We start from the raw sequence: 19504 nt of genomic DNA, 5'->3' as shown, positions 1-19504 counted from the left end.
TGAGGACGATCGGGCAGGCTGAGCGACTCTCTCCGGCTTGCGACAGGGTGAGGGTGGCTGATCCAGGTTGACAGCCTGCCAGCCTCGCCCGACACTCGCTCTCGTTCCGAACGATTGGCTCCATCATGATCCCCTCCGCGCGCGCTGCTGCTTTCGCCGTCATGGTCGCCTCGTTCGCGCGCGCGTCCGCACCGCCCCCTGTCGCGCCTCCGCCGCCGCTCGTCTGAGCTTCGGCAAACCCACCACGCCTCCAGTCATGATCCGACCTGCCGCTTGATGCGGCGGGCGCTGCAGGCGCGTGCATCCTCCCGACAGGGGAAATCCGATGAAATTCGACAGGGCAGCCTTGGTTGCCTCCGGGTCGACGACCCTTTTCGTGCTGCTGTGGAGCAGCGGGGCCATCTTCTCCAAGCTCGGCCTCGCCCATGCGACGCCGATCGCGTTCCTGATCCTGCGTTTTGCGCTCGCCGGCAGCGTGCTCTCGGGCCATGGGCTCATGCGTAGGCAATGGCTGCCGGCGGCGGGGATGCGTGGCCGCGTGGCGCTCACCGGCTCCTTGCTGATCGGCTGCTATTCAATCTGTTATTTCCAGGCGCTGGCCCACGGCGTGAAGCCCGGCGTCCTGGCCACATTGCTGGGCGTCCAGCCGATCCTGACCCTGCTCTGGGTCGAGCGGCGCTTCTCGTCCGCGCGGCTTGCCGGCCTGATGCTGGCGCTCGGCGGGCTGGTCCTGGTCGTCTATCAGGGCATCGGGTTCGCCCGCCTGTCGCTCGCCGGCATCGGCTTCGCGCTCCTGGCGCTCGTCTCAATGACGGTCGGCGCCATCCTCCAGAAGGGCATCCGGGAGGCGCCCGGCGCCGTGCTGCCGCTGCAATATGGCGTGAGCCTGGCGCTCTGCCTCGCGTGCCTGACGTTCGAGCCGTTTACGTTCGAAGTCTCGGTCGCGTTTCTGGTCCCGCTCCTGTGGCTCGGGCTCGTGATCTCGGTCCTGGCGACGCTGCTGTTCTATCGGCTGATCCGGGCCGGCAACCTGGTGAACGTCACCAGCCTGTTCTACCTGGTGCCGGCGGGCACGGCGGCCATGGACTACCTGTTCCTCGGCAACCCCATGGCACCGCTGGCGCTCGCCGGCATGGCGGCGATCCTTGCCGGGCTGGCGCTGGTGTTCCGGACGAGTTAGGCGCCTGCGCGCGCGTCAGCCGTCGCTCATTTTCGTCATTCCCGCGAAGGCGGGAATCCAGAGCAAGCGACGGGCCGGCAGCCTTTACGGCCGCCCTGGATCCCCGCCTCTCGCGGGGATGACGGGGAGGGACAGGGGAGCGGTGTTGTTTAGGCCGCCTTCGCCAGCGCCTGGTCCAGGTCGCGGATCAGGTCCTCGTGCCGCTCGATGCCGATCGAGAGGCGCACGACCTCCGGCCCGGCGCCGGCGGCGATCTGCTGGGCTTCGGTCAATTGCCGATGCGTGGTCGAGGCCGGGTGCAGGATTAGCGACTTGTTGTCGCCGATGTTGGCGAGGTGGGAGAACAGCTCGACGCCCTCGACCAGCTTGACGCCGGCGGCATAGCCGCCCTTCAAGCCGATGGTGAAGACCGAGCCGGCACCCTTCGGCATGTAGCGCTGGGCGAGCGCGTAATAGGGGCTCGTGGGCAGGCCGGCATAGGACACCCAGTCGATCGCCGGGTGCTCCGCCAGATAGCGGGCGACCGCGAGCGCGTTGGCGACGGAGCGGTCCATGCGGAGCGCCAAGGTCTCGATGCCGGTCAGGGTCAGGAACGCGTTCATCGGCGCCATGGTCGGGCCGAGGTCGCGCAGGCCCACCGCATGGCCATGGACGGTGAAGGCGAGGTCGCCGAACGTTTCCTGGAAGCGCAGCCCGTGATAGGCCGGCTCCGGCTCGGCCAAGGTCGCGTATTTCGGGCTCTGCGACCAGTCGAACTTGCCGGAATCGATGACGCAGCCGCCCATGGCCTGGCCATGGCCGCCCAGGAACTTGGTCGTCGAATGGACGACCAGGTCGGCGCCGAACTCGATCGGCCGGCAGAGGTAGGGCGAGGCCATGGTGTTGTCGACGATGAACAGGATGCCCGCGTCATGGGCGATCTTGGCGACCGCCTCCAGGTCGGTCACGACGCCGCCGGGGTTGGCCAGGCTCTCGACGAAGATCGCCCGGCAATCCTCGGTGAGGGCGCGCTTGAAATTCTCCGGGTCGGTCTGGTCGACGAAAGTCGCCTTCCAGCCGAACTTGGTGAAGCTGCGGCCGAACTGGGTGATCGAGCCGCCATAGAGCCGGTTGGAGGCCAGGAACGAGGCGCCGGGCGTCATGAAGCCGAAGAAGGCGAGCAGCTGCGCCGCATGGCCCGATGCGCAGCAGATGGCGCCGCGCCCGCCCTCGAGGCTGGCCATGCGCTCTTCCAGCGCCGCTACGGTCGGGTTGGTGAGGCGCGAATAGATGTAGCCGTAGGTCTGCAGGTTGAATAGCGACGCCGCCTGGTCGACGTCGTCGAACACATAGGCCGTCGTCTGGTAGATCGGCATGGCGCGGGCACCCGTCGCGGGGTCGGGCGGCGTGCCGGCATGGACGGCCAGCGTTTCGAAGCCATAGGCGGGCGGCGTGCTCATCGGGCGGTCCTTGGGGCGGCGTTTGCGGGGCGGCGCTTCAATGCGAAACGAGCCGGGAGTTTACCCGGCTCGTCTGCAAAGGATAGCGCTCATTCGCCCCGGCCCGCCGGCCGGGTGAGGTGGCCTAATCGCCGCCTTCGGCCTCGGGCAGCTTGCGGCCCGTGCTCAAGCGATGGGCAAATGCCCCGACGCGCGCCGTGCAATCGACCAGAAAGGCGACGCTCGCGAACAGGCCCGTGACGACGCCGACGGCGAGGAACATGCCCATCAGGATCGCATTGGCGTCGACCGTCGGCTGGTTGTCCGCCGGGGACATCGGTGCGGCCATCGGCTCGAAACCGTTGAACGCAGCCTGGCCCACGAGGTCGGATGTGAGCGGCGGCAGCGGGTGGGCGACCAGCGCCTGCAGCAGCAGGGCGACCATGGCCAGCACGATGGCGGCGCCGATCAGCAGGCCGCGTGTCGTCTGGCTGATCTCGGCATGATGTTCGGCACAGGCGGCGTAGAAGGCGGCGAACCCGGAATTCTCTTTGCTCATGATGCAGCACTCGAATGCGCTGGTCCGACCAGCGGACCCTCATATTGCACTGCAGCAAATCATATGCCGAGTTCAGTTTTCAATGGGCGATCGCCTCATGTCTGCCTTGCTGCAGCGCAAGAGGTGCGTCAGACGACCTTGCGCCGCCGGCTGGTCAGGATGCCGGTATTGACGCCGCTCCAGCCGAGCTCGCCGCACAGCCGGGAATATTCGATCTTGGGGCAGTGGTTCATGACCACATCGAGCCCGGCAGCCTCGGCGCGGGCCGCGGCGGCATCATGGCGCACGCCGATTTGCATCCAGACGGTCTTGGCGCCGACCTTGATCGCGTCCTCGACGATGCCCGGGGCCGCGTCGCTCGCCCGGAACACGTCCACCATGTCGACCGGCACCGGGACGTCGGCGAGCGTCGCCACGACCGGCTCGCCCAATATCTCCTCGCCCGCCGCACGCGGATTGACCGGGATGACGCGGAAACCCTTTGCCTGCAGGTATTTCATCACGAAATAGCTGGGCCGGTTCCAGTTGGGGCTGGCGCCGACCATGGCGATCGTCTTAGTGCGCCGCAGGATGCCGCGCAGGTAGTCGTCGCTATAGCTGTCGTGGTTCATCGGGGCGTGGTTCACTTTTGGGTCACTCGCCGGTCCATTGGGGGGCACGCTTCTCCAGGAAGGCGTCGATGCCTTCGCCGGCGTCGCGCGCCAGCATGTTGCGCGTCATCACCTCGCTGGCATAGGCATAGGCGGCCTCCAGGTCCAGCTCGGCTTGGGCGTAGAACGCCTCCTTGCCGATCGCAAGCGTGAGCGGGCTCTTCGACGCGATCTGCCGGGCAAGCTCGCGCGTCGCGGCCTCGAGCTCGGCCGCCGGGACCACCCGGTTGACGAGCCCGATCTCGCGTGCCCGCTCGGCCGGGATCAAGTCGCCGGTCAGCAGCATCTCCATGGCGTGCTTGCGGGCGACGTTGCGGCTCAAGGCCACCATCGGGGTCGAGCAGAACAGGCCGATGTTGACGCCGGGGGTGGCGAAGCGCGCGGCCTCGCTCGCGACCGCCAGGTCGCAGCTCGCGACCAGCTGGCAGCCGGCGGCGGTGGCGACGCCATGAACGCGTGCGATCACCGGCTTCGGCAACCGCACGATCTTCAGCATCGTGCGCGAGCATTGGGCGAACAGCGCCTCGTAAGCCTCGCGCCGCCGGTCGGCGCGGACCTCGCGCAGGTCGTGGCCGGCCGAGAAGGCGGGGCCGGTGCCGGCCAGGATCACGACCTTGACCGCCGAGTCCTCGGCGATCGCGTCGAGCGCCTGTTCGAGCGCAGTCATCAGCCCGGTCGAGAGCGCGTTGCGCTGATCGGGCCGGTTCAGGGTCAAGGTGGCGATGCCGTCGGCATCGTCGCGCAGCAGGAGGGGGGAGGGATCGGCCATGCCGGGGCCTCGTTCACCGTCTCGTAAGACCGCGATCTTGGCCCAACGGCGGGCCCGTGACCAGTAGACCGCCGGTCACGGGCCTTATGCGTCAGTGTAAAGGGATCAGCGCAGCGGGATCGCGTACATGAGCCCGCCGGCGGTCCAGAGGCCGTTCGGCCCGCGGTCGAGCTTGAGCGCGCTCGCCTTGCCGACGTTGCGCTCGTAGCTGTCGCCGTAATTGCCGATCTGCTTCACGACGTTGTAGGCCCATTTCTCGTCGAGCCCGAGCGCCTTGCCGTTGCCCTCCGAGACGCCCAGGAGCCGCTGGATGCGCGGGTCGGCATCCTTGAGCTTCTCGTCGACGTTGGTTTGGGTCACGCCCAGTTCCTCGGCCTCGATCATCGCCATCAGGGTCCAGCGCACGACGTCGAGCCACTGGTCGTCGCCGTGGCGCACGAACGGCCCGAGCGGTTCCTTCGAGATGCGTTCCGGCAGGATCATGTAATCGTCCGGATGGCCCGAGACCGAGGTGATCGCGGCGGCCAAGGCCGAGGCGTCCTGGGTCATGGCGTCGCACCGGCCGGCGAAGAACGCCTCGTACATGCGGTCCTGGTTCTCGAACACGACGGGCTTGTAGTCGAGCTTGTGGCCGCGGAACCAGTCGGCGAGCGTCAGCTCGTGCGTCGTGCCCTGGGCGATGCAGATGGTGGTGCCCTTGAGCTCCTCCATCTTGGTCACCTTGGCCGCCTTCGTCACGGCGACCGCCTGGCCGTCGTAGAAGTTGATGCCGGCATATTGCAGGCCCAGCTGTGTGTCGCGCTGGAGCGTGATGGTCGAATTGCGCACCAGCATGTCGATCTCGCCGGTCTGCAGCGCCGTGAAGCGGGTGGCGGCGGTGAGCGGCGTATAGCTGGCCTTGCCGGCGTCGCCCAGCACGGCGGCCGCGACGGCGCCGCACATGTCGATGTCGAGCCCGCGCCATTTGCCCTGGCTGTCGAGAAAGGAGAAGCCGGGCAGGCCGGTATTGACGCCGCATTTCAGCTCGCCGCGTTGGCGAACCGCATCGAGCGTGCCGGCCGCGGCCGGCTCGGCTGCGGCAAAGATGCCCACGGTTGCGAGCGCCAGGATCGCGCCCCCTAGCAATTTTCTCATGATGCCCCCTGTCAGGCTTAAGTTGGTCGGCTTGTGGTCGCGGCCTTATGGCCGCGTGCTTGTCGTCGCGCTGGGCAGCCCGGCGAACGCCGCGTCGACGGCGGCGCCGAGCTTGTCGGCCAGTTCCCCGATTTCCTCGGGTGTGATGATGTAGGGCGGCGCCAGCAGCACATGGTCACCCTGCCGGCCGTCGATCGTGCCGCCCATCGGGTAGCACATGAGGCCGCGTGCCATGGCCTCGGCCTTGATGCGGGCGTGGAGCTTCAGCGCCGGGTCGAACGGGCGCTTCGTCGCCCGGTCCTCTACCAGCTCGAGCCCCATGAACAGGCCGCGGCCGCGGATGTCGCCAATATGGGCGTGGTTGCCGAAGCGCTCGTCGAGCGCCTGCGCCAGGTCTTGCCCACGCGCCCTGACCGCGTCGAGCAGCCGCTCCTCGCGGATCGTCTGCTGCACGGCCAAGGCCGCGGCGCAGGCGGTCGCATGGCCGAGGTAGGTGTGGCCATGCTGGAAGGCGCCGCTGCCGGCCTCGATCGCGGCGATCACCTTGGCGCTCGCCAGCATGGCGCCGATCGGCTGGTAGCCGCCGCCCAAGCCCTTGGCGATCATCATGATGTCGGGGGCAACCCCTTCCTGCTCCGAGGCGTGCAGCGTGCCGGTCCGGCCCATGCCGCACATGACCTCGTCCAGGATCAGGAGCACGCCGTAACGGTCGCAGATCTCGCGGATGCGCTTGAAATAGCCGGGCACGGCGGTGAGCGCGCCGGCCGTGGCGCCGACGACCGGCTCGGCGATGAAGCCGATGACCGTTTCCGGCCCCAGCTCGAGGATCTTCGCCTCGAGCTCGTCGGCGACGCGCCGGCCGTAGGCCTCCTCGCTCTCGTCGTCGCGCCGGTCGCGATAGGCGTAGCAGGGCGCGATATGGTGCGTTTCGATCAAGAGCGGCGCGAACTGCCGGCGGCGCCATTCGTTGCCGCCGACGGCAAGGGCGCCCAGCGTGTTGCCGTGGTAGCTCTGGCGCCGGGCGATGAAGTGCCGGCGCTGGGGCTCACCGATCTCAACGAAATATTGCCGCGCGAGCTTCAAGGCTGCCTCGCTCGCCTCCGAGCCGCCGGAGACGAAATAGACCTTGTCGAGGCCGGCGGGCGCGTCCGCGATCAGCAGGTCGGCGAGGCGCTCCATCGGCTCGTTGGTGAAGAAGCCGGTATGGGCATATGCCAGCGACGCCACCTGGGCCTGGATCGCGGCGACGATGCGCGGATGGCCGTGCCCGAGGCACGAGACCGCGGCGCCGCCCGAGGCGTCGAGATAGCGCTTGCCGGTCGCATCGACGAGGTAGCAGCCATCGCCCCCGACCGCGACCGGCAGGCTCGCACTGCTGCGCTGCAGGACATGACTCATGGTGCCGGTTCCTCGTTCTGTTCAGTCCAATAGACGCCGAAGCGGGCGAGCTGCCGTTCGCTTTCCTCGATCCGGGCCAAGGCGGCATCGCCGCCGCGGGCGACCAGCAGCGCCAGCAGTGCTTGGGCGAGCGCCACCATCGGCACGATCGAATGGAAGAACGATGGCGTCGCGGTCGCGACCAGCAGCACCACGTCGGCGAGCCGCCCGATCGGCGACAGGCGGTCGTCGGTGACGGCGATGAGGCGCGCGCCGCGTTCGCGCGCCCAGCGCGCGGCCTCCACCGTGTCGGCGGTATAGGGCGCCACACTCACCACCAGCAGCACGTCGTCCGGACCGGCGTCGCGCAGGCAATCGACGATGAGCCCGTCCGGCACCAGCACGGCATTCGAGCGAAACAGACGGTGCACATAGTGGAAGAAGGCGGCGGTCGGGTGGCAGCTGCGCCGGCCCAGCACGAACAGGCGATCGGCCTGCTCCATGAGCTCGGCGGCGGCGGCGAGCCGCTCCGGATGGTTGCGGCTGAACACCTGTTCGAGATTGTCGATCTCCGCCTCGAACAGGTCCTTGACCAGCGTCTGCGCCTTGTCGCCGCCCGAGCGCAACTGCAGGTCGCGCGCCTTCAGGCTGAAGCCGGCACGGCTCCTTTGCCGGCGCACATCGCCTTGGAACACGGCTCTGAGCGCGTTGTAGTCGATGAAGTCGAGCGCGCGGGCGAGCCGTACGAAGGTCACCGGCGGCACCCCGACGGCAAGCGCCACCTCACGCATGGATTTGAGGGCGACCTCAGTCGGATGGTCGAGCAGGAAACGCGCGGCGCGGCGCTGCTGCGGCGTCAACCGGTCGAAGCGCTCCGAAATATGCCGCGTGATGTCGATGCCGGAACCCATGCGCCATCGAACCACAGGGTCGGTTGTGGTGCAACAAATGAATCATGATTTGCGAAGTTGTGAACCATTTGATCCGTTCGGACTGCTTGACGGCACCGGGCGCGCTCACGCTTTGATGAACGGCAAAGAGAACGGGGGAGGAAGCAGCCGGATGACCGAGGACGCGCGGATCACGATTGCCGAGTTCGAGCGGATCGTCGAAGAGAGCCTGCCGCTGGCGGCGGCGTGGAAGATCGAGACGCGCGCGCTCCATCACGGCCGGGCGACGCTCCGGCTGGGATTCGATGCGGGTTTTCTCCGGCCCGGCGGCACGATCAGCGGGCCGATCCAGATGGGTCTCGCCGATGTCGCGATTTTCGCGGCCCTCTTGGGCGCCATCGGCCCGGTGCCGGGGGCGGTGACCTCCAACCTGTCGATCAATTTCCTGCGCCGGCCGAAGCCGTCGCCGCTCATCGCCGAGGCGCGCATGCTGAAGGTCGGCCGCAAGCTGGCGGTGGGCGAGGTCGAACTCTATTCAGAGGGCGATCCGGAGATGCTGGCCCACGTGGTGGCGACCTACGCCATTCCCGCCGCGTAGAGCGCCCTCGTATAGGCCTCGCCGTGGCCCGAGAGATAGAGGGCGAGGCGGGTGATCAGTTCCTGGGAATTCGCCTGGTGGCCGTGCAGCGTCAGGCAGACGAGGGCGAGGGCCGCGATCATGACGCCAGGCGCCAGGTTCGGCGCCGGCAGCCGGCGCGATCCGGCGGCGAAACCGCCCGCGACCAGGCTGCCGATGACGAGGCCGGCCAAGACTTCCGAGACCGAATGGGCATCGAGCGCCAGGCGCGACAGGCCGACGGCGAGCGCCGAGACACTGCCGGCCACGAGCAGGCCCAGGCGATGGGCGCGAGGCAGGCCGCGCGACAACAGGTGGAGCGCCGTCAGGATGACCGCGGTCGCGAGCGTCGTATGGCCGCTGATGCCGGTGAAATCGAGCGAGGCGTTGCCGACGCCCCAGCCCATGAAGGCGATCTTGGTCGCGGCGACGAGGGCCGTGCCGGCGCCGAACGCGACGAGCCAGACGAGCGCCTGGCGCCAGGCGCCGCCGGCAGCGAGCCAGAGCGCGATCGCGAGGGCGGCGGGCAGCATCACGGCGCTGTCGCCAAAGCCGGTAATGAGGGTCCAGGCCGTCATGGGCGGCAGAATGGTCCGAAAGCGTTAAGGCCAGCTTGATCCAGGAGCAGCCTACGCGAATTGCCCGGCCACCCGCTATGCGTTTGTTGCGCTGCAATATGGGCTGATTTATGGCCGATCCGTCTTGGCGGTCGAGGAACCGGCCAAACCGTTGGATCGCAATCCGGTTCGGCTGGCCTCCGCGGCGCTCGTCTCCTAGACTGATGGCCTCGGCCGACCGGACCGGTTGGCGCTTGTAGACCCTGGCTTTTCGCCTTCCGCTCCGAGAATCCTCGTTGGAAGCCCTCCTCACGACCTTAGTCGGCCTGCTTGTGGCGGCGATCGCCGTCGCTCTGATGGCTCGCCGCTTGAGATTGCCCTACACCGTGGGCCTCGTGCTCTCTGGGGTGGCGCTCGCGATCTCCAAGATCGGGTCGGGCGCGTTCCTCACGCATGATTTCATTTTCGATATTGTGCTGCCGCCGCTGCTGTTCGAAGCGGCGATCAACATTCACTGGCATGAGCTGCGCCGGGATCTCGTCCCCGTGCTCGTGCTCGCCATCGTCGGCACCGTTACGGCCGCGGCGATCGTGGCAAGCGGCCTCGTCTGGACCCTGGGCTGGCCGCTGCCGTTTGCGCTGCTGTTCGGCGTGCTCATCGCCGCCACCGACCCGGTCTCCGTCATCGCCATGTTCAAGGACAACGGCGTCAAGGGGCGGCTACGCCTGCTCGTCGAGAGCGAAAGCCTGTTCAACGACGGTGCGGCGGCGGTGCTGTTCACGCTGGTGCTGGCGTGGACCGAGACGGGCGACGTGAGTTCCGCCCTGCCGGCGGATGAGATCATGTGGCGGCTCTTCGTGATCGTCCTCGGCGGCGTCATGGCCGGTCTCACCTGCGCCTGGGCAACGATCGCACTCGTGGGCCGCACCGGCGACTACCTCGTCGAAAGCACGCTTACGACGGTCGCGGCTTATGGCTCGTTCCTGCTGGCCGAGCGGTTCCACGGATCAGGCGTGTTGGCGACCGTGGCTGCAGGGCTGGTCACCGGCAATGTCGGCCTTTTCGCGGAGAGCGGGCGAAGCCGCCTCTCCCTCAAAGGGCGCGAGTTCATCCTGGCGCTTTGGGATTTCATCGCGTTCCTCGCCAATTCACTCGTGTTCCTGCTCATCGGCTTGGCCGTCGCCACGATCCCCTTCGACCGGCTTGGCATCCGCGCCCTGTCGATCATCCTGCTGCTGGTGCTGCTGTCGCGAGCGGCGACGGTCTATCCGCTGAGCTGCCTGTTCAGCCGCTCGCAATGGGCGATATCGACCCGCGACCAGCATATCCTCTGGTGGGGTGGCTTGCGCGGGGCGCTCGGGCTTGCCTTGGCGTTGTCGCTACCGCCGGCGTTGCCCTATCGCGGCGAAATTCTCGTTGCGACCTTTGCCGTCGTGGTCTTCTCGGTCGTGATCCAAGGCTTGACGATGCCGCTGCTGCTGCGCTGGCGCCGTCCGCGAGACTGACGGGCACGCTCGGCTGACGGCGTTTGCGGGCAATTGCATGGGTCTTTGACGCGGAACCCGAAAGCGCCGTCTCGAATTTCAATGGCCTGCCGACCCACTCTCCCGCGGCAACAGCAGGGGAGCGGCCGATGTCCGGCCGTCGATGTGGGAATGAGAGCACGCAACCGGTCGGCCGCGGCAACCGCATGGGAACGCCTCTGATGCCGACCGTGGTGCGTCGGCGCAAGGCCGACTTCGAGACGACCGCTCTCCGTGCCGTCCTGGCGGCAGCCGGATGCCTCATGGTGGCAAGCGCCGTGTCCGGCAACGGGGCCTCGGCCCTGCTGGCGCTCCTCGCGTGCCTCGGCTGCTTGAGCCGGATCGAGCGCAATTACCGGCGCGGCGCCTACGGGCGCATCGAGCGCGAGCTGATCGAATAGCGGGCGCGCCTAGGCGGTCGCAGCCCCGACGTTGGCCGAGATGCGCCGGGCGGCGTCGCGCAAGAGGGCGAGCGCGACCGCCGGATCGCGGTTCTGGTCGCGCTGCGGCAGGAACGGCAGGGTGAGGGCCGCGACCGCCTGGCCGGAATGGTCGACCACCGGGGCGCTCATGTCGACGAGGCCGGCGACGATCGTGCTGGGTGCCATGTCGTAGCCGGCAGTGGCGATCGTCTCGAGCCGTGGGGCGATCCCGTCCGCCGGTACCTTGCTCTGGCGCGCCAGCACGGCCACGAGTTCGGTCCGGCGCCGTTCGCGCTGGAAGGCGGCGATGACGCGCGCCGAGACGAAATCGAGCGTGAACGGAAAGACCGCGCCGAGCTTGACCGACCACCCCATCGGCCGGTCCGATTCCGCCTGCGCCACGATCAGGAAATGCTCGCCGCTCACCATGCTGAGATGGCAGGAGAGGCCGGTCTCGGCCGCCAGCTCCTCCATGACCGGCAGTGCCGCCTGCTGCAGCCGGCGGCTCGGCGGGTGGTGGGTCGCGAGCTGGAACAGGCGCAGCGACAGGCTGTATTCGCCGGTCTTGGGATGGCGCGTGACATAACCGCGCTGCTCCAGCACGCCCAGCATGCGGAAGATCTCGCCGACCGAACGGCCGATGCGCCCGGCGAGCGCCTTCTGCGAAATGCCGTTCGGTTCGGCCGCGAGCGCTTCCAGGAGATCGAGCCCCTTTTCCAGCGCCGGCGCGCCCGGGCGGCGCGCGTCCGCCTGTTCGTCGTTGTTGACTTCTTCGCTCATTCAGTTTCACATTTGAAATTGCATCAACACATAAGAAATTTGACGACAGTCAGTAAGATGCATCCGGGAGGGAAATCCCATGATAAAGCTGGGCCCGGCTGCCGCCGAGCGGTTTGAAAGCCAAGGCTTTTACGCGCCGATCCGCGCGATTTCCACGACAGAGGCCGCAGACCTGCGCGCCAAGCTCGAGACGCACGAACGCCAGCATGGCCTGCTTAAGGGGCCGTGGCGCCACAAGACCCATCTCCTCTTCACCTGGCTCGACGACCTCATCCGCCATCCTGGCATCCTGGACGCGGTCGAGGATATCCTGGGGCCGAACCTGCTGGTCTGGGGCTCGTCCTTCTTCACCAAGGAGGCGCACGACCCGAGCTACGTCTCGTGGCACCAGGACTCGACCTATTGGGGCCTCGATCCGGCTGACATCGTCACCGCCTGGGTCGCCTTCTCCGAAAGCACGGCCGAGAACGGCGCCATGCGCGTCATCCCCGGCAGCCACAAGCTCGACCAGCTCGCCCATCGCGACACGTTCGCCGAGGGCAACCTGCTGTCGCGCGGCCAGGAGATTGCGGTCGAGGTCGACGAGGCCCAAGCCCGGATGCTGGAGCTGCAGCCGGGCGAGATGTCGCTGCACCATGTCCGGCTGATCCATGGTTCCGACCCGAACCCGTCGGAGAAAAGGCGCATCGGCTTTGCCATCCGCTATCTGCCGACCCATGTGCGCCAGGTGGTCGGGACCCACGACAGCGCGACGCTCGTCCGCGGTGTCGACGCCTACGGCAATTTCGTGCCGGAAGAGCGGCCGCTCTCGGACCTGTCAGAGGCGGCGATCGCCTTTCACGCCAAGGTCACGGGCGAGCACCAGCAGATCCTGATGCGGGACACCGGGCGCACGGCCGCCGCCTGACGTACGCCAAGCGGCCACCAAGGCGCCTTGTCCGAACCCAGTATCAACGCGGGGACTCGCGGCAGGGCGATCCAGACGAACAGGTTCAACGGGTAACCGGCCGCAAGACGCCGGCACCCAGGGAGGACTTGCCATGTTCGCGCGCCTTCGCTGGTTCATCGTGGCCCTGCTGTTCATCGGCGGTGCCATCAGCTATCTCGACCGCGCCGCCCTTTCGGTCGCGGCACCGCTCATCGCCAAGGACATGCAGCTCGATCCGACCGAGCTCGGCATCGTGTTCAGCAGCTTCTTCGTGGGATACGCGCTGTTCTGCTTCGTCGGCGGCTTCGCGTCCGACCGGATCGGGCCCCGGAACGTATTCGGCGTCGCCATGACCGTCTGGTCGGTGTTCTGCGGGCTCACCGCGGCGGCGGCGGGCATCTTTTCGCTGCTGGTCGTGCGCGTGATCTTCGGCATGGGCGAGGGGCCGTTCAGCTCGACCGCCAACAAGTTCGTCAGCAACTGGTTTCCCCGGCCCGAGCAGGCGAGCGCCGTCGGCATGGCGAACGCCGGCCAGCCGCTGGGGGCAGCACTGGCCGGTCCGGTCGTGGGCCTGCTGGCGGTCGCCGCCGGCTGGCGCGTCTCCTTCATCGCGATCGGTGCCATCGGCCTCGTCTGGACCGTCGCCTGGATGTGGCTCGCGACCGACCGGCCGGAGCAGCACCGCTGGCTCGACCTCGACGCGCTCCGCGCCCACACGCGTGAGCGAGCCGAGCGGGCAAACGAGCTCGAGGCGCTGCCGCTCGGCCACTATTTGAAGCGCCCGGCGATCCTCGCGACCGCGTTCGCCTTCTTCGGCTACGCTTATATCCTCTATTTCTTCCTGTCCTGGTTCCCGAGCTACCTCACCATGGCGCACCATCTCTCGATCCAGAAGATGGGCGTGGTGAACGCGATCCCCTGGCTCGTGGGCTTCATCGGCCTTGCGTCCGGCGGCTTCGTGTGCGACGCGATCTTCCGCCTGACCGGCAACGCGCTCTACGCCCGCAAGCTCGTGCTGGTCACGAGCCTGATCATCGCCGCGATCTGCGTGGCGCTCGCCGGCGTCGTTACCGGCATCACGGCGGTCGTGGCACTGATGGCGACGACCGTGTTCTTCATGTACCTGACCGCCAGCACCTATTGGGCGATCATTCTCGACACGGTCGCCGAGGCGCGCGTCGGCGGCGTCAGCGGCTTCGTGCATCTGATCGCCAACCTGGCCGGCATCGTGGCGCCGGCGGTGACGGGCTATCTCGTGTCCGTGTCGGGCAGCTTCGCCAGCGCCTTCGCGCTCACCGGCGCCATCGCCGTGCTGGGCGCGCTCGGCGTCGCTTTCCTGGTGCGCGAACCGCAGCCGGAAGCGGCGACCGAGGTGGCGGCCGCGCTCTAAAGGCGCACCGAACCTTTCAATCCTCCTGCTCAGTTGGAGCCGCGCGCAACCGCTCAGTACAAGCGGTTGTGCGCGGTATTTTATTGTGTGCGAATTTCTAAAATACTTCTATAATAAATAGTGTCATAATTAACAAATTTAACAATATTAATATCTTTAATTATTAATATCGTCGAATGAAATAAAAGAGTTTTACTTTCGATATTGCGCCATGATGTATTTGCATCAACGAAAACTCTTCGAGGGGGCTTCCGATGAAGATCTGTAGACTGTTTCGGCCGGCGGTGGTGAGGAACGGCAAGGCGTTGGCGTACCCGTTGGCCGCAGCCTTGCTCATGGGCTCGGCGGCGTCAGCGCTCGCGGCCGGCGCGCCGGTCCAGAACCGGCTCATGTCCCAGGCGCAGGATGCGGGCGCCGTCGCTGCGGCGACGCCGCTGACCGCGATGGTCTGGCTCAAGGGCCATAACGAGGCCACGCTGGATAGCTACGTGGCCCAGCGCTACGACCGGACCTCGCCGGCCTATCACCAGTGGATGAGCCCGGCCGAAGTCGCCGGTTTCGGCCCGACGGCGCAGGACGTGGCGACGGCACAGGCGTCGCTCCGCGCCGTGGGGCTGAAGATCGAAACGGTCAGCAAGGACGGCCGGGCGATCAAGGTGTCCGGCACGGCTGACAAGATGCAGGCGGCGTTCGGCACCACCGTTCATCACCTGCAGGCGAACAACCAGACATTCTACGCGGCCGTCACTCAGCCGAAATATCAGGGCGCGCATCCGGAGCTGATCGACAAGGTCGCGGGCCTGACCAATCTCGGCGCGCAGCCGTTCGTCGCGCGCCAGATCGACCTCGCGACCGGAGAGCCGGTGCCGATGGTGGATCTGGCCACGGCCGGGGCGAGCCCGCTGTCCTCCTTTACGACCGACTGCTTCGGCCCTCAGTTCAATGCCAAGATGTCCGGCTTTGGCTGGTCCATTGTCAACGGGACTGTCGTAGCCGGTGCCGTGGCCGACAACTTCACCGGGCCGACCTACCTCGACCCCACGAAGACGACGAACCGGCCCTTCTGCGGCTACACCGCGCAGCAGGTTGCCGCCCACTACGGCATGGACCAGGCCTTCGCCCGCGGCTGGACCGGCAAGGGCGAGACGATCGTCATCGTCGACGCCTACGGCTCGCCGACGATCCAGGCCGACGCCGATGCCTTCTCCCAGCTGATGGGGCTGAAGGGCCTGGACAACCAGAACTTCCAGATCGTCTATCCCGACGGCCAGCCGACGACGACCGATAGCGGCTGGGGCCTCGAGACGACGCTCGACGTTGAATGGGCGCACGCCATGGCGCCGGACGCCAACATCGTGCTCGTGGTGGCGCCGTCCAACGACGATGCGGAACTGGCCTATGCGGTCCAATACACGGCCGACCACCAGCTCGGCAGCGTGATCTCGAACAGCTGGGGCCGGCCGGAAGCCACCGATTCGAACACCGACGCCTCGATGTTCAACGACGTGTTCAAGCGCGCCGCGGCCGAGGGCATCTCGGTCAATGTCGCGACCGGCGACAGCGGCGACAATGGCGTCGGCCACCCGTTCGGCGCCGCCTCGGTGCCGGCCAACTCGCCCTACGCCACGGGCATCGGCGGCACCAGCATCGGCGTGCCGAGCGACCAGGGCCCGGTCGAAGCGGCCTGGGGCATCACAGTCTCCCACCTCGGTACGCTTCGTCAGCCCAACGCGGTGCCGAGCTTTAGTGGCTTCATCCAGGGCGGCGGTGGCGGCGAGAGCGCCATGTTTGCCAAGCCGCCCTATCAGCAGCACCTGCCCGGCGCCGGCCGGCAGCTGCCCGACGTCTCGGCGCTTGCCGACCCGCAGACCGGCGCGCTCGTCGTCTTTACCGACCCGAAGAGCGGCCAGCAGCAGATTGGCCCGATCGGCGGCACCAGCCTCGCGACCCCGCTGTTCTCGGGCATCTGGGCGCTCGCCAACCAGGCGGCCGGCCAGTCGCTCGGTCAGGCGGCGCCCGCCGTGGGCGTCCTGCCCGCGTCGGCGTTCAACGACATCGGGCCGGTCGTGGCTCATAAAAACAGCAACACGTTTGGCTCGATCACCTTCCGCGGCACGCAGACCACCAACTACGACCCGGCGCAGTTGATGGACCTGCAGGACACCCAGCCCGACGGCTTCGTCGCCGCGCTGGTGTTCGCCGGCCAAGTGCCGTTCCAGGGCTGGAACGTGATCGGCTTCGGCACCGACTCGTCACTGAGGGCAGGCCCCGGTTGGGACAATGCCACGGGTTATGGCGTGCCCAACGGCATCCATTTCATCGAGGAGGCGACGCGGCTCTCCCGGCAGCTGTTCTAGCCTGACCGCTGGTTGGACTTCGGTCCGACGCATGAACGGGGCCGCCGTCTCCCTCAGGGGCGGCGGCATCGTCGTGGCGGCGAGCCGGCATCGTCAGGCGCGTCCGGTCTGCACGAGCCGGTTGCGGGCGAATGCCACCGCCTGCGGCTCGCTCCATTGCGCGCCCTCGGCGGCCCAGGCGTCGAGGCGCGTCGGTGGCACCGCAGCCGCGAGCGCCCGCTGCAGCGCGTCATGGATCAGCTCTTCCGTGGGCTCCCGCCGCTCGCCGGCTTCGCGGTAGCCGTGATCGACGAAACCCAGGAGGCGCGCCGCCGCCTCATACCGTCCTTCGCGCGCACCGATGAGCGCCCAATGCTGCAGACAGAGCCGGACGATCAGCCCGCCGCTCTTCTGGGCCTCGCCGAGCGCTTCCTCGGCGAGCGTCCGCGCCTCGCCGAGGTCGCCGCGAGCGACAAGGTAGGCGGCGAGATTGGCAAGCGCCCATTCACGATGGGTCGACCGGTTGGTCGAGCGCATGAGCGCCAATGCCTCGCGGCCGCGCGAAATCGCGCGATCGACGGCACCGCCGAGGAATTCGTTTTCCGCCATGTTCGCGAGGATGTTGGCGATGCGTACGCTGTCGCCGAGCGCCTCGGCGAGTTCGAGCGCACGTGCCAGATGACGGGCGTTCTCGGCGAAGTCACGCCGATGATAGGCGAGGGTGGAGCGGGTGGTAACCACGCCCAGCAGGGACTTCTTCCGGGTATCCGCACCCCTGTCGGTCGCGAGGAGCAGTGCCTCGGCCTCGCCGAGCGCCGCCTCGGCCTCGGCGCCGCGGCCCATCCTCAGGTAGAGCCGGCTGATCGTTGCCAGCACCGGCGCCAGGTCCGTCTGGTCGTTGAGCTGGCGGTAGAGGCCGGCCGATTGCTCGAGCAGGCCGAGGCTGCGCCGGCGGTCGGAGGAATCCCAGAGATAGTTGCTGAACCGCAGGAAGCGGGCCGCGGCGGGCGACGCGTCGCGGCCGAGGGTGGCAAGGATGCGCTCCGCGTAGCGCCGACCTTCCGCGATCAGGCCGAGGTTGTACCAGACGATGGCGAACGGGCCGGCGATCGTCGCGGCCAGCCTGGCGTGCGCCGGATCGGCGGTCGCCCAGTCGAGCGCGGCACGCACGTTGCCGAGCTCGCGCCGGTAGATCTCGACCCATTGCGCGTCGGCAACGGTTTCCCATTGCTCGTGCGCCTGGTCGAACAGATCGGCGAAATGACGGGCATGGCGAGCGATGGTGGCCTCGCGCTCGTCGCTCTCCTCGAGCCGCGCCATCCCGTAGATGCGCAGCGTCTCGAGCAGGCGGTAGCGCGGCGGGGCGCCGTCCTCGATCGACAGGAGCGACTTGCCGACCAGGCGCTCCAGGATCTCGATGATCTCCCATCGGCTGGCGCCGTCGCCCGCCACCGCGACTGCCGCGTCGAGCGAAAAGCTGTCGACGAAGATCGCGAGGCGCCGGAAGACGCGCCGTTCGGCCGCGTCGAGCAGCCCGTGGCTCCACTCGATCATGGCGCCGAGCGTCATGTGCCGCGCCTCGCCCGCGCGCGGATTGCGCCGCAGCATCTCGAGCCGGTCGCCGAGGCCGGCGCGCAGCCCGTCGATGCCCAGGAGCGGCAGCCGGGCGGCCGCCATCTCGAGCGCCAGCGGGATGCCGTCGAGCTGCCGGCAGATTTCCACGACGCTCGCAGCATTGCGGCTGTCGAGCACGAAGCGCGCATCTGTCTCCCGGGCGCGTTCGACGAACAGCTCGATCGCGCCGAAGGCCATTCCGTTGCCGATGATCTCGCGGGCGTCGGCGTCGGCGGCGGGCAGGCCGAGCGGCGCGAGGCGATAGATCTGCTCGCCGGGGATGCGCAAGCTCTCCTGGCTGGTCGCGAGGATCGACAGGCCCGGCGACCGCCCGAGCAGCGTCGCCGCGAGCGTGGAGGCGGCCTCGATGAGATGCTCGCAATTGTCGAGGATCAGCAGCATTCGCCGCGGACCGATCGCGGCGGCGATCGCCTCCGTCGGTGCCAAGGCGTTGTCTGCCAAGGCATCATCCAGCGGCACGTTCAAGGCGGCGGCCGTGGTGCCTGGCACCTTCGCCGGGTCGGTGACGGACGCCAGATCGACGAGCCGTACGCCGTCCGGAAACTCCTTTGAGAGTTGCAGGCCGAGCTCGACGGCGAGGCGGGTCTTGCCGATGCCGCCGGTGCCGACGAGCGTCACCAGCCGCCGCCGGCAGACATGGTCGGACAACGTCACCAACTCCGCCGTACGCCCGATCAGGGGCCCCAGCGGCAACGGCAGGTTCGTGTCGGCGACCGATACTGACGACGGGGGCCCGGGGTGGGCCTGGGCCGTTGGCGTGTCGTCCGCTTCGCCGGGCAGGATGGTGACATCGGCGACGAACCGGTAGCCGCGCCCCTGGACCGTCTTGATGAGATGCCGGTCGTCACCGAGCGCCCGGCGAAGCGCATGCATCTGGACCCGGAGATTGGCCTCGTCCATCGGCAGATACGGCCAGACGCGGTGCAGGATCTCGCTTTTGCCGATGGTCTGGCCGCGGGCTTCGATCAACGCGATCAGCAGCTCGACGGCGCGATCGCCCAGTTCCGCCGGCTTGCCGTTCACGAACAAACGACGGGCGTGCACCAGGAGACGGCAATTCGCGAACACGACCGTCGCCTTGCCGTCCAAAGGTATTCCGTCTAGCGCCCCATCGACCGTCCGGCTGATCGGGATCAACGCTGCAACTCCATCGCCCAGTAGGTCTCCCCCGATAGGGGCGTCTTCTTCGGATCGGGGCGCGCTAGGACGGCATGGGGCCGGCTCGGCGGTCAAGCCCCCGTGACGGGGGGCCGCTCGGGCAATTTGCAAGCCGCCAGATGGCCGGCGGGCTCACAAGCCGCATCGACATAATTTTGTCACGGACATGCCGCGTGGCAACG

General features: G+C 67.8%; 17 protein-coding genes. 7 read left to right on the top strand and 10 right to left on the bottom strand.

The window, feature by feature from the left end; translation table 11 throughout:
* Positions 1 to 325: 325 nt before the first annotated feature.
* Positions 326 to 1180 (top strand): DMT family transporter, encoded by an 855-nt coding sequence (locus IEY58_RS18995; RefSeq protein WP_189048657.1) that lies wholly within the window; start codon positions 326 to 328, stop codon positions 1178 to 1180.
* 149 nt (positions 1181 to 1329) lie between these two features.
* Here the strand turns inward: IEY58_RS18995 and IEY58_RS18990 are convergent, their stop codons facing one another.
* The 7 genes from IEY58_RS18990 to IEY58_RS18960 all read right to left on the bottom strand — a co-directional run bounded on the left by IEY58_RS18990 (position 1330) and on the right by IEY58_RS18960 (position 7998).
* A complete protein-coding gene (locus tag IEY58_RS18990) occupies positions 1330 to 2619 on the bottom strand; it encodes an O-acetylhomoserine aminocarboxypropyltransferase (RefSeq protein WP_189048655.1) in 1290 nt (429 codons plus the stop codon).
* A gap of 124 nt (positions 2620 to 2743) precedes the next feature.
* Positions 2744 to 3157 carry a hypothetical protein gene (locus tag IEY58_RS18985; RefSeq protein ID WP_189048653.1) on the bottom strand — a complete coding sequence of 138 codons (414 nt, stop codon included), beginning with the start codon at positions 3155 to 3157 and terminating at the stop codon, positions 2744 to 2746.
* A gap of 128 nt (positions 3158 to 3285) precedes the next feature.
* Entirely contained in the window at positions 3286 to 3783 is a 498-nt protein-coding gene (locus IEY58_RS18980) for a CoA-binding protein (RefSeq protein WP_308422442.1), read from the bottom strand.
* A gap of 7 nt (positions 3784 to 3790) precedes the next feature.
* Positions 3791 to 4576 carry an enoyl-CoA hydratase gene (locus tag IEY58_RS18975; RefSeq protein ID WP_189048651.1) on the bottom strand — a complete coding sequence of 262 codons (786 nt, stop codon included), beginning with the start codon at positions 4574 to 4576 and terminating at the stop codon, positions 3791 to 3793.
* A gap of 105 nt (positions 4577 to 4681) precedes the next feature.
* Positions 4682 to 5710, bottom strand: coding sequence for an amino acid ABC transporter substrate-binding protein (locus IEY58_RS18970; protein ID WP_189048650.1), 1029 nt, complete (start codon positions 5708 to 5710; stop codon positions 4682 to 4684).
* A gap of 45 nt (positions 5711 to 5755) precedes the next feature.
* Complete coding sequence (locus IEY58_RS18965) at positions 5756 to 7108, bottom strand: aspartate aminotransferase family protein (protein WP_189048648.1); 1353 nt, start codon at positions 7106 to 7108, stop codon at positions 5756 to 5758.
* Positions 7105 to 7998, bottom strand: coding sequence for a MurR/RpiR family transcriptional regulator (locus IEY58_RS18960; protein ID WP_189048646.1), 894 nt, complete (start codon positions 7996 to 7998; stop codon positions 7105 to 7107). Before IEY58_RS18960 ends, IEY58_RS18965 begins: the two co-directional genes overlap by 4 nt.
* A gap of 151 nt (positions 7999 to 8149) precedes the next feature.
* Here IEY58_RS18960 and IEY58_RS18955 point away from each other — a divergent pair, with 151 nt between their 5' ends.
* Positions 8150 to 8575 carry a PaaI family thioesterase gene (locus IEY58_RS18955; protein ID WP_229743819.1) on the top strand — a complete coding sequence of 142 codons (426 nt, stop codon included), beginning with the start codon at positions 8150 to 8152 and terminating at the stop codon, positions 8573 to 8575.
* Here the strand turns inward: IEY58_RS18955 and IEY58_RS18950 are convergent.
* Positions 8554 to 9171, bottom strand: coding sequence for a phosphatase PAP2 family protein (locus tag IEY58_RS18950; protein ID WP_189048642.1), 618 nt, complete (start codon positions 9169 to 9171; stop codon positions 8554 to 8556). The genes IEY58_RS18955 and IEY58_RS18950 overlap by 22 nt on opposite strands.
* A gap of 275 nt (positions 9172 to 9446) precedes the next feature.
* On the opposite strand from IEY58_RS18950, the gene IEY58_RS18945 reads away from it, so the two are divergent.
* Together IEY58_RS18945 and IEY58_RS18940 are read left to right on the top strand one after the other, a co-directional pair.
* On the top strand, positions 9447 to 10655 hold the full coding sequence (locus tag IEY58_RS18945) for a cation:proton antiporter (protein ID WP_189048640.1): 1209 nt from the start codon (positions 9447 to 9449) through the stop codon (positions 10653 to 10655).
* Positions 10656 to 10855: 200 nt separating this feature from the next.
* Positions 10856 to 11074 (top strand): hypothetical protein, encoded by a 219-nt coding sequence (locus IEY58_RS18940; RefSeq protein ID WP_189048638.1) that lies wholly within the window; start codon positions 10856 to 10858, stop codon positions 11072 to 11074.
* 9 nt (positions 11075 to 11083) lie between these two features.
* Here IEY58_RS18940 and IEY58_RS18935 read toward each other — a convergent pair whose 3' ends face one another.
* Positions 11084 to 11875, bottom strand: coding sequence for an IclR family transcriptional regulator (locus IEY58_RS18935; RefSeq protein ID WP_189048636.1), 792 nt, complete (start codon positions 11873 to 11875; stop codon positions 11084 to 11086).
* A 79-nt stretch (positions 11876 to 11954) separates the two neighbouring features.
* Here IEY58_RS18935 and IEY58_RS18930 point away from each other — a divergent pair, with 79 nt between their 5' ends.
* From IEY58_RS18930 to IEY58_RS18920, 3 genes are all read left to right on the top strand, one after another.
* A complete protein-coding gene (locus IEY58_RS18930) occupies positions 11955 to 12782 on the top strand; it encodes a phytanoyl-CoA dioxygenase family protein (RefSeq protein WP_189048634.1) in 828 nt (275 codons plus the stop codon).
* Between the two features lie 133 nt (positions 12783 to 12915).
* Positions 12916 to 14193, top strand: a complete 1278-nt coding sequence (locus IEY58_RS18925) for an MFS transporter (protein ID WP_189048632.1) — start codon at positions 12916 to 12918, stop codon at positions 14191 to 14193.
* A 254-nt stretch (positions 14194 to 14447) separates the two neighbouring features.
* Positions 14448 to 16550: a S53 family peptidase gene (locus IEY58_RS18920; RefSeq protein WP_189048630.1), complete on the top strand. Its 2103-nt coding sequence runs from the start codon at positions 14448 to 14450 to the stop codon at positions 16548 to 16550.
* A 93-nt stretch (positions 16551 to 16643) separates the two neighbouring features.
* Here the strand turns inward: IEY58_RS18920 and IEY58_RS18915 are convergent, their stop codons facing one another.
* Positions 16644 to 19301, bottom strand: a complete 2658-nt coding sequence (locus IEY58_RS18915) for an ATP-binding protein (RefSeq protein WP_189048628.1) — start codon at positions 19299 to 19301, stop codon at positions 16644 to 16646.
* Positions 19302 to 19504 lie beyond the last annotated feature (203 nt).

It is taken from the genome of Aliidongia dinghuensis (assembly GCF_014643535.1).
GTDB classification, from domain to species: domain Bacteria; phylum Pseudomonadota; class Alphaproteobacteria; order ATCC43930; family CGMCC-115725; genus Aliidongia; species Aliidongia dinghuensis.
This window is presented reverse-complemented; position numbering and strand designations above follow the sequence as displayed.

What these genes read in the sequence shown, in the direction of transcription:
- IEY58_RS18995 (WP_189048657.1), top strand. Translation starts at nt 326, where the DNA reads ATGAAATTCGACAGGGCAGCCTTGGTTGCCTCCGGGTCGACGACCCTT.
- IEY58_RS18990 (WP_189048655.1), bottom strand. Translation starts at nt 2,619, where the DNA reads ATGAGCACGCCGCCCGCCTATGGCTTCGAAACGCTGGCCGTCCATGCC.
- IEY58_RS18985 (WP_189048653.1), bottom strand. Translation starts at nt 3,157, where the DNA reads ATGAGCAAAGAGAATTCCGGGTTCGCCGCCTTCTACGCCGCCTGTGCC.
- IEY58_RS18975 (WP_189048651.1), bottom strand. Translation starts at nt 4,576, where the DNA reads ATGGCCGATCCCTCCCCCCTCCTGCTGCGCGACGATGCCGACGGCATC.
- IEY58_RS18970 (WP_189048650.1), bottom strand. Translation starts at nt 5,710, where the DNA reads ATGAGAAAATTGCTAGGGGGCGCGATCCTGGCGCTCGCAACCGTGGGC.
- IEY58_RS18965 (WP_189048648.1), bottom strand. Translation starts at nt 7,108, where the DNA reads ATGAGTCATGTCCTGCAGCGCAGCAGTGCGAGCCTGCCGGTCGCGGTC.
- IEY58_RS18960 (WP_189048646.1), bottom strand. Translation starts at nt 7,998, where the DNA reads ATGGGTTCCGGCATCGACATCACGCGGCATATTTCGGAGCGCTTCGAC.
- IEY58_RS18955 (WP_229743819.1), top strand. Translation starts at nt 8,150, where the DNA reads ATGACCGAGGACGCGCGGATCACGATTGCCGAGTTCGAGCGGATCGTC.
- IEY58_RS18950 (WP_189048642.1), bottom strand. Translation starts at nt 9,171, where the DNA reads ATGACGGCCTGGACCCTCATTACCGGCTTTGGCGACAGCGCCGTGATG.
- IEY58_RS18940 (WP_189048638.1), top strand. Translation starts at nt 10,856, where the DNA reads ATGCCGACCGTGGTGCGTCGGCGCAAGGCCGACTTCGAGACGACCGCT.
- IEY58_RS18935 (WP_189048636.1), bottom strand. Translation starts at nt 11,875, where the DNA reads ATGAGCGAAGAAGTCAACAACGACGAACAGGCGGACGCGCGCCGCCCG.
- IEY58_RS18930 (WP_189048634.1), top strand. Translation starts at nt 11,955, where the DNA reads ATGATAAAGCTGGGCCCGGCTGCCGCCGAGCGGTTTGAAAGCCAAGGC.
- IEY58_RS18925 (WP_189048632.1), top strand. Translation starts at nt 12,916, where the DNA reads ATGTTCGCGCGCCTTCGCTGGTTCATCGTGGCCCTGCTGTTCATCGGC.
- IEY58_RS18920 (WP_189048630.1), top strand. Translation starts at nt 14,448, where the DNA reads ATGAAGATCTGTAGACTGTTTCGGCCGGCGGTGGTGAGGAACGGCAAG.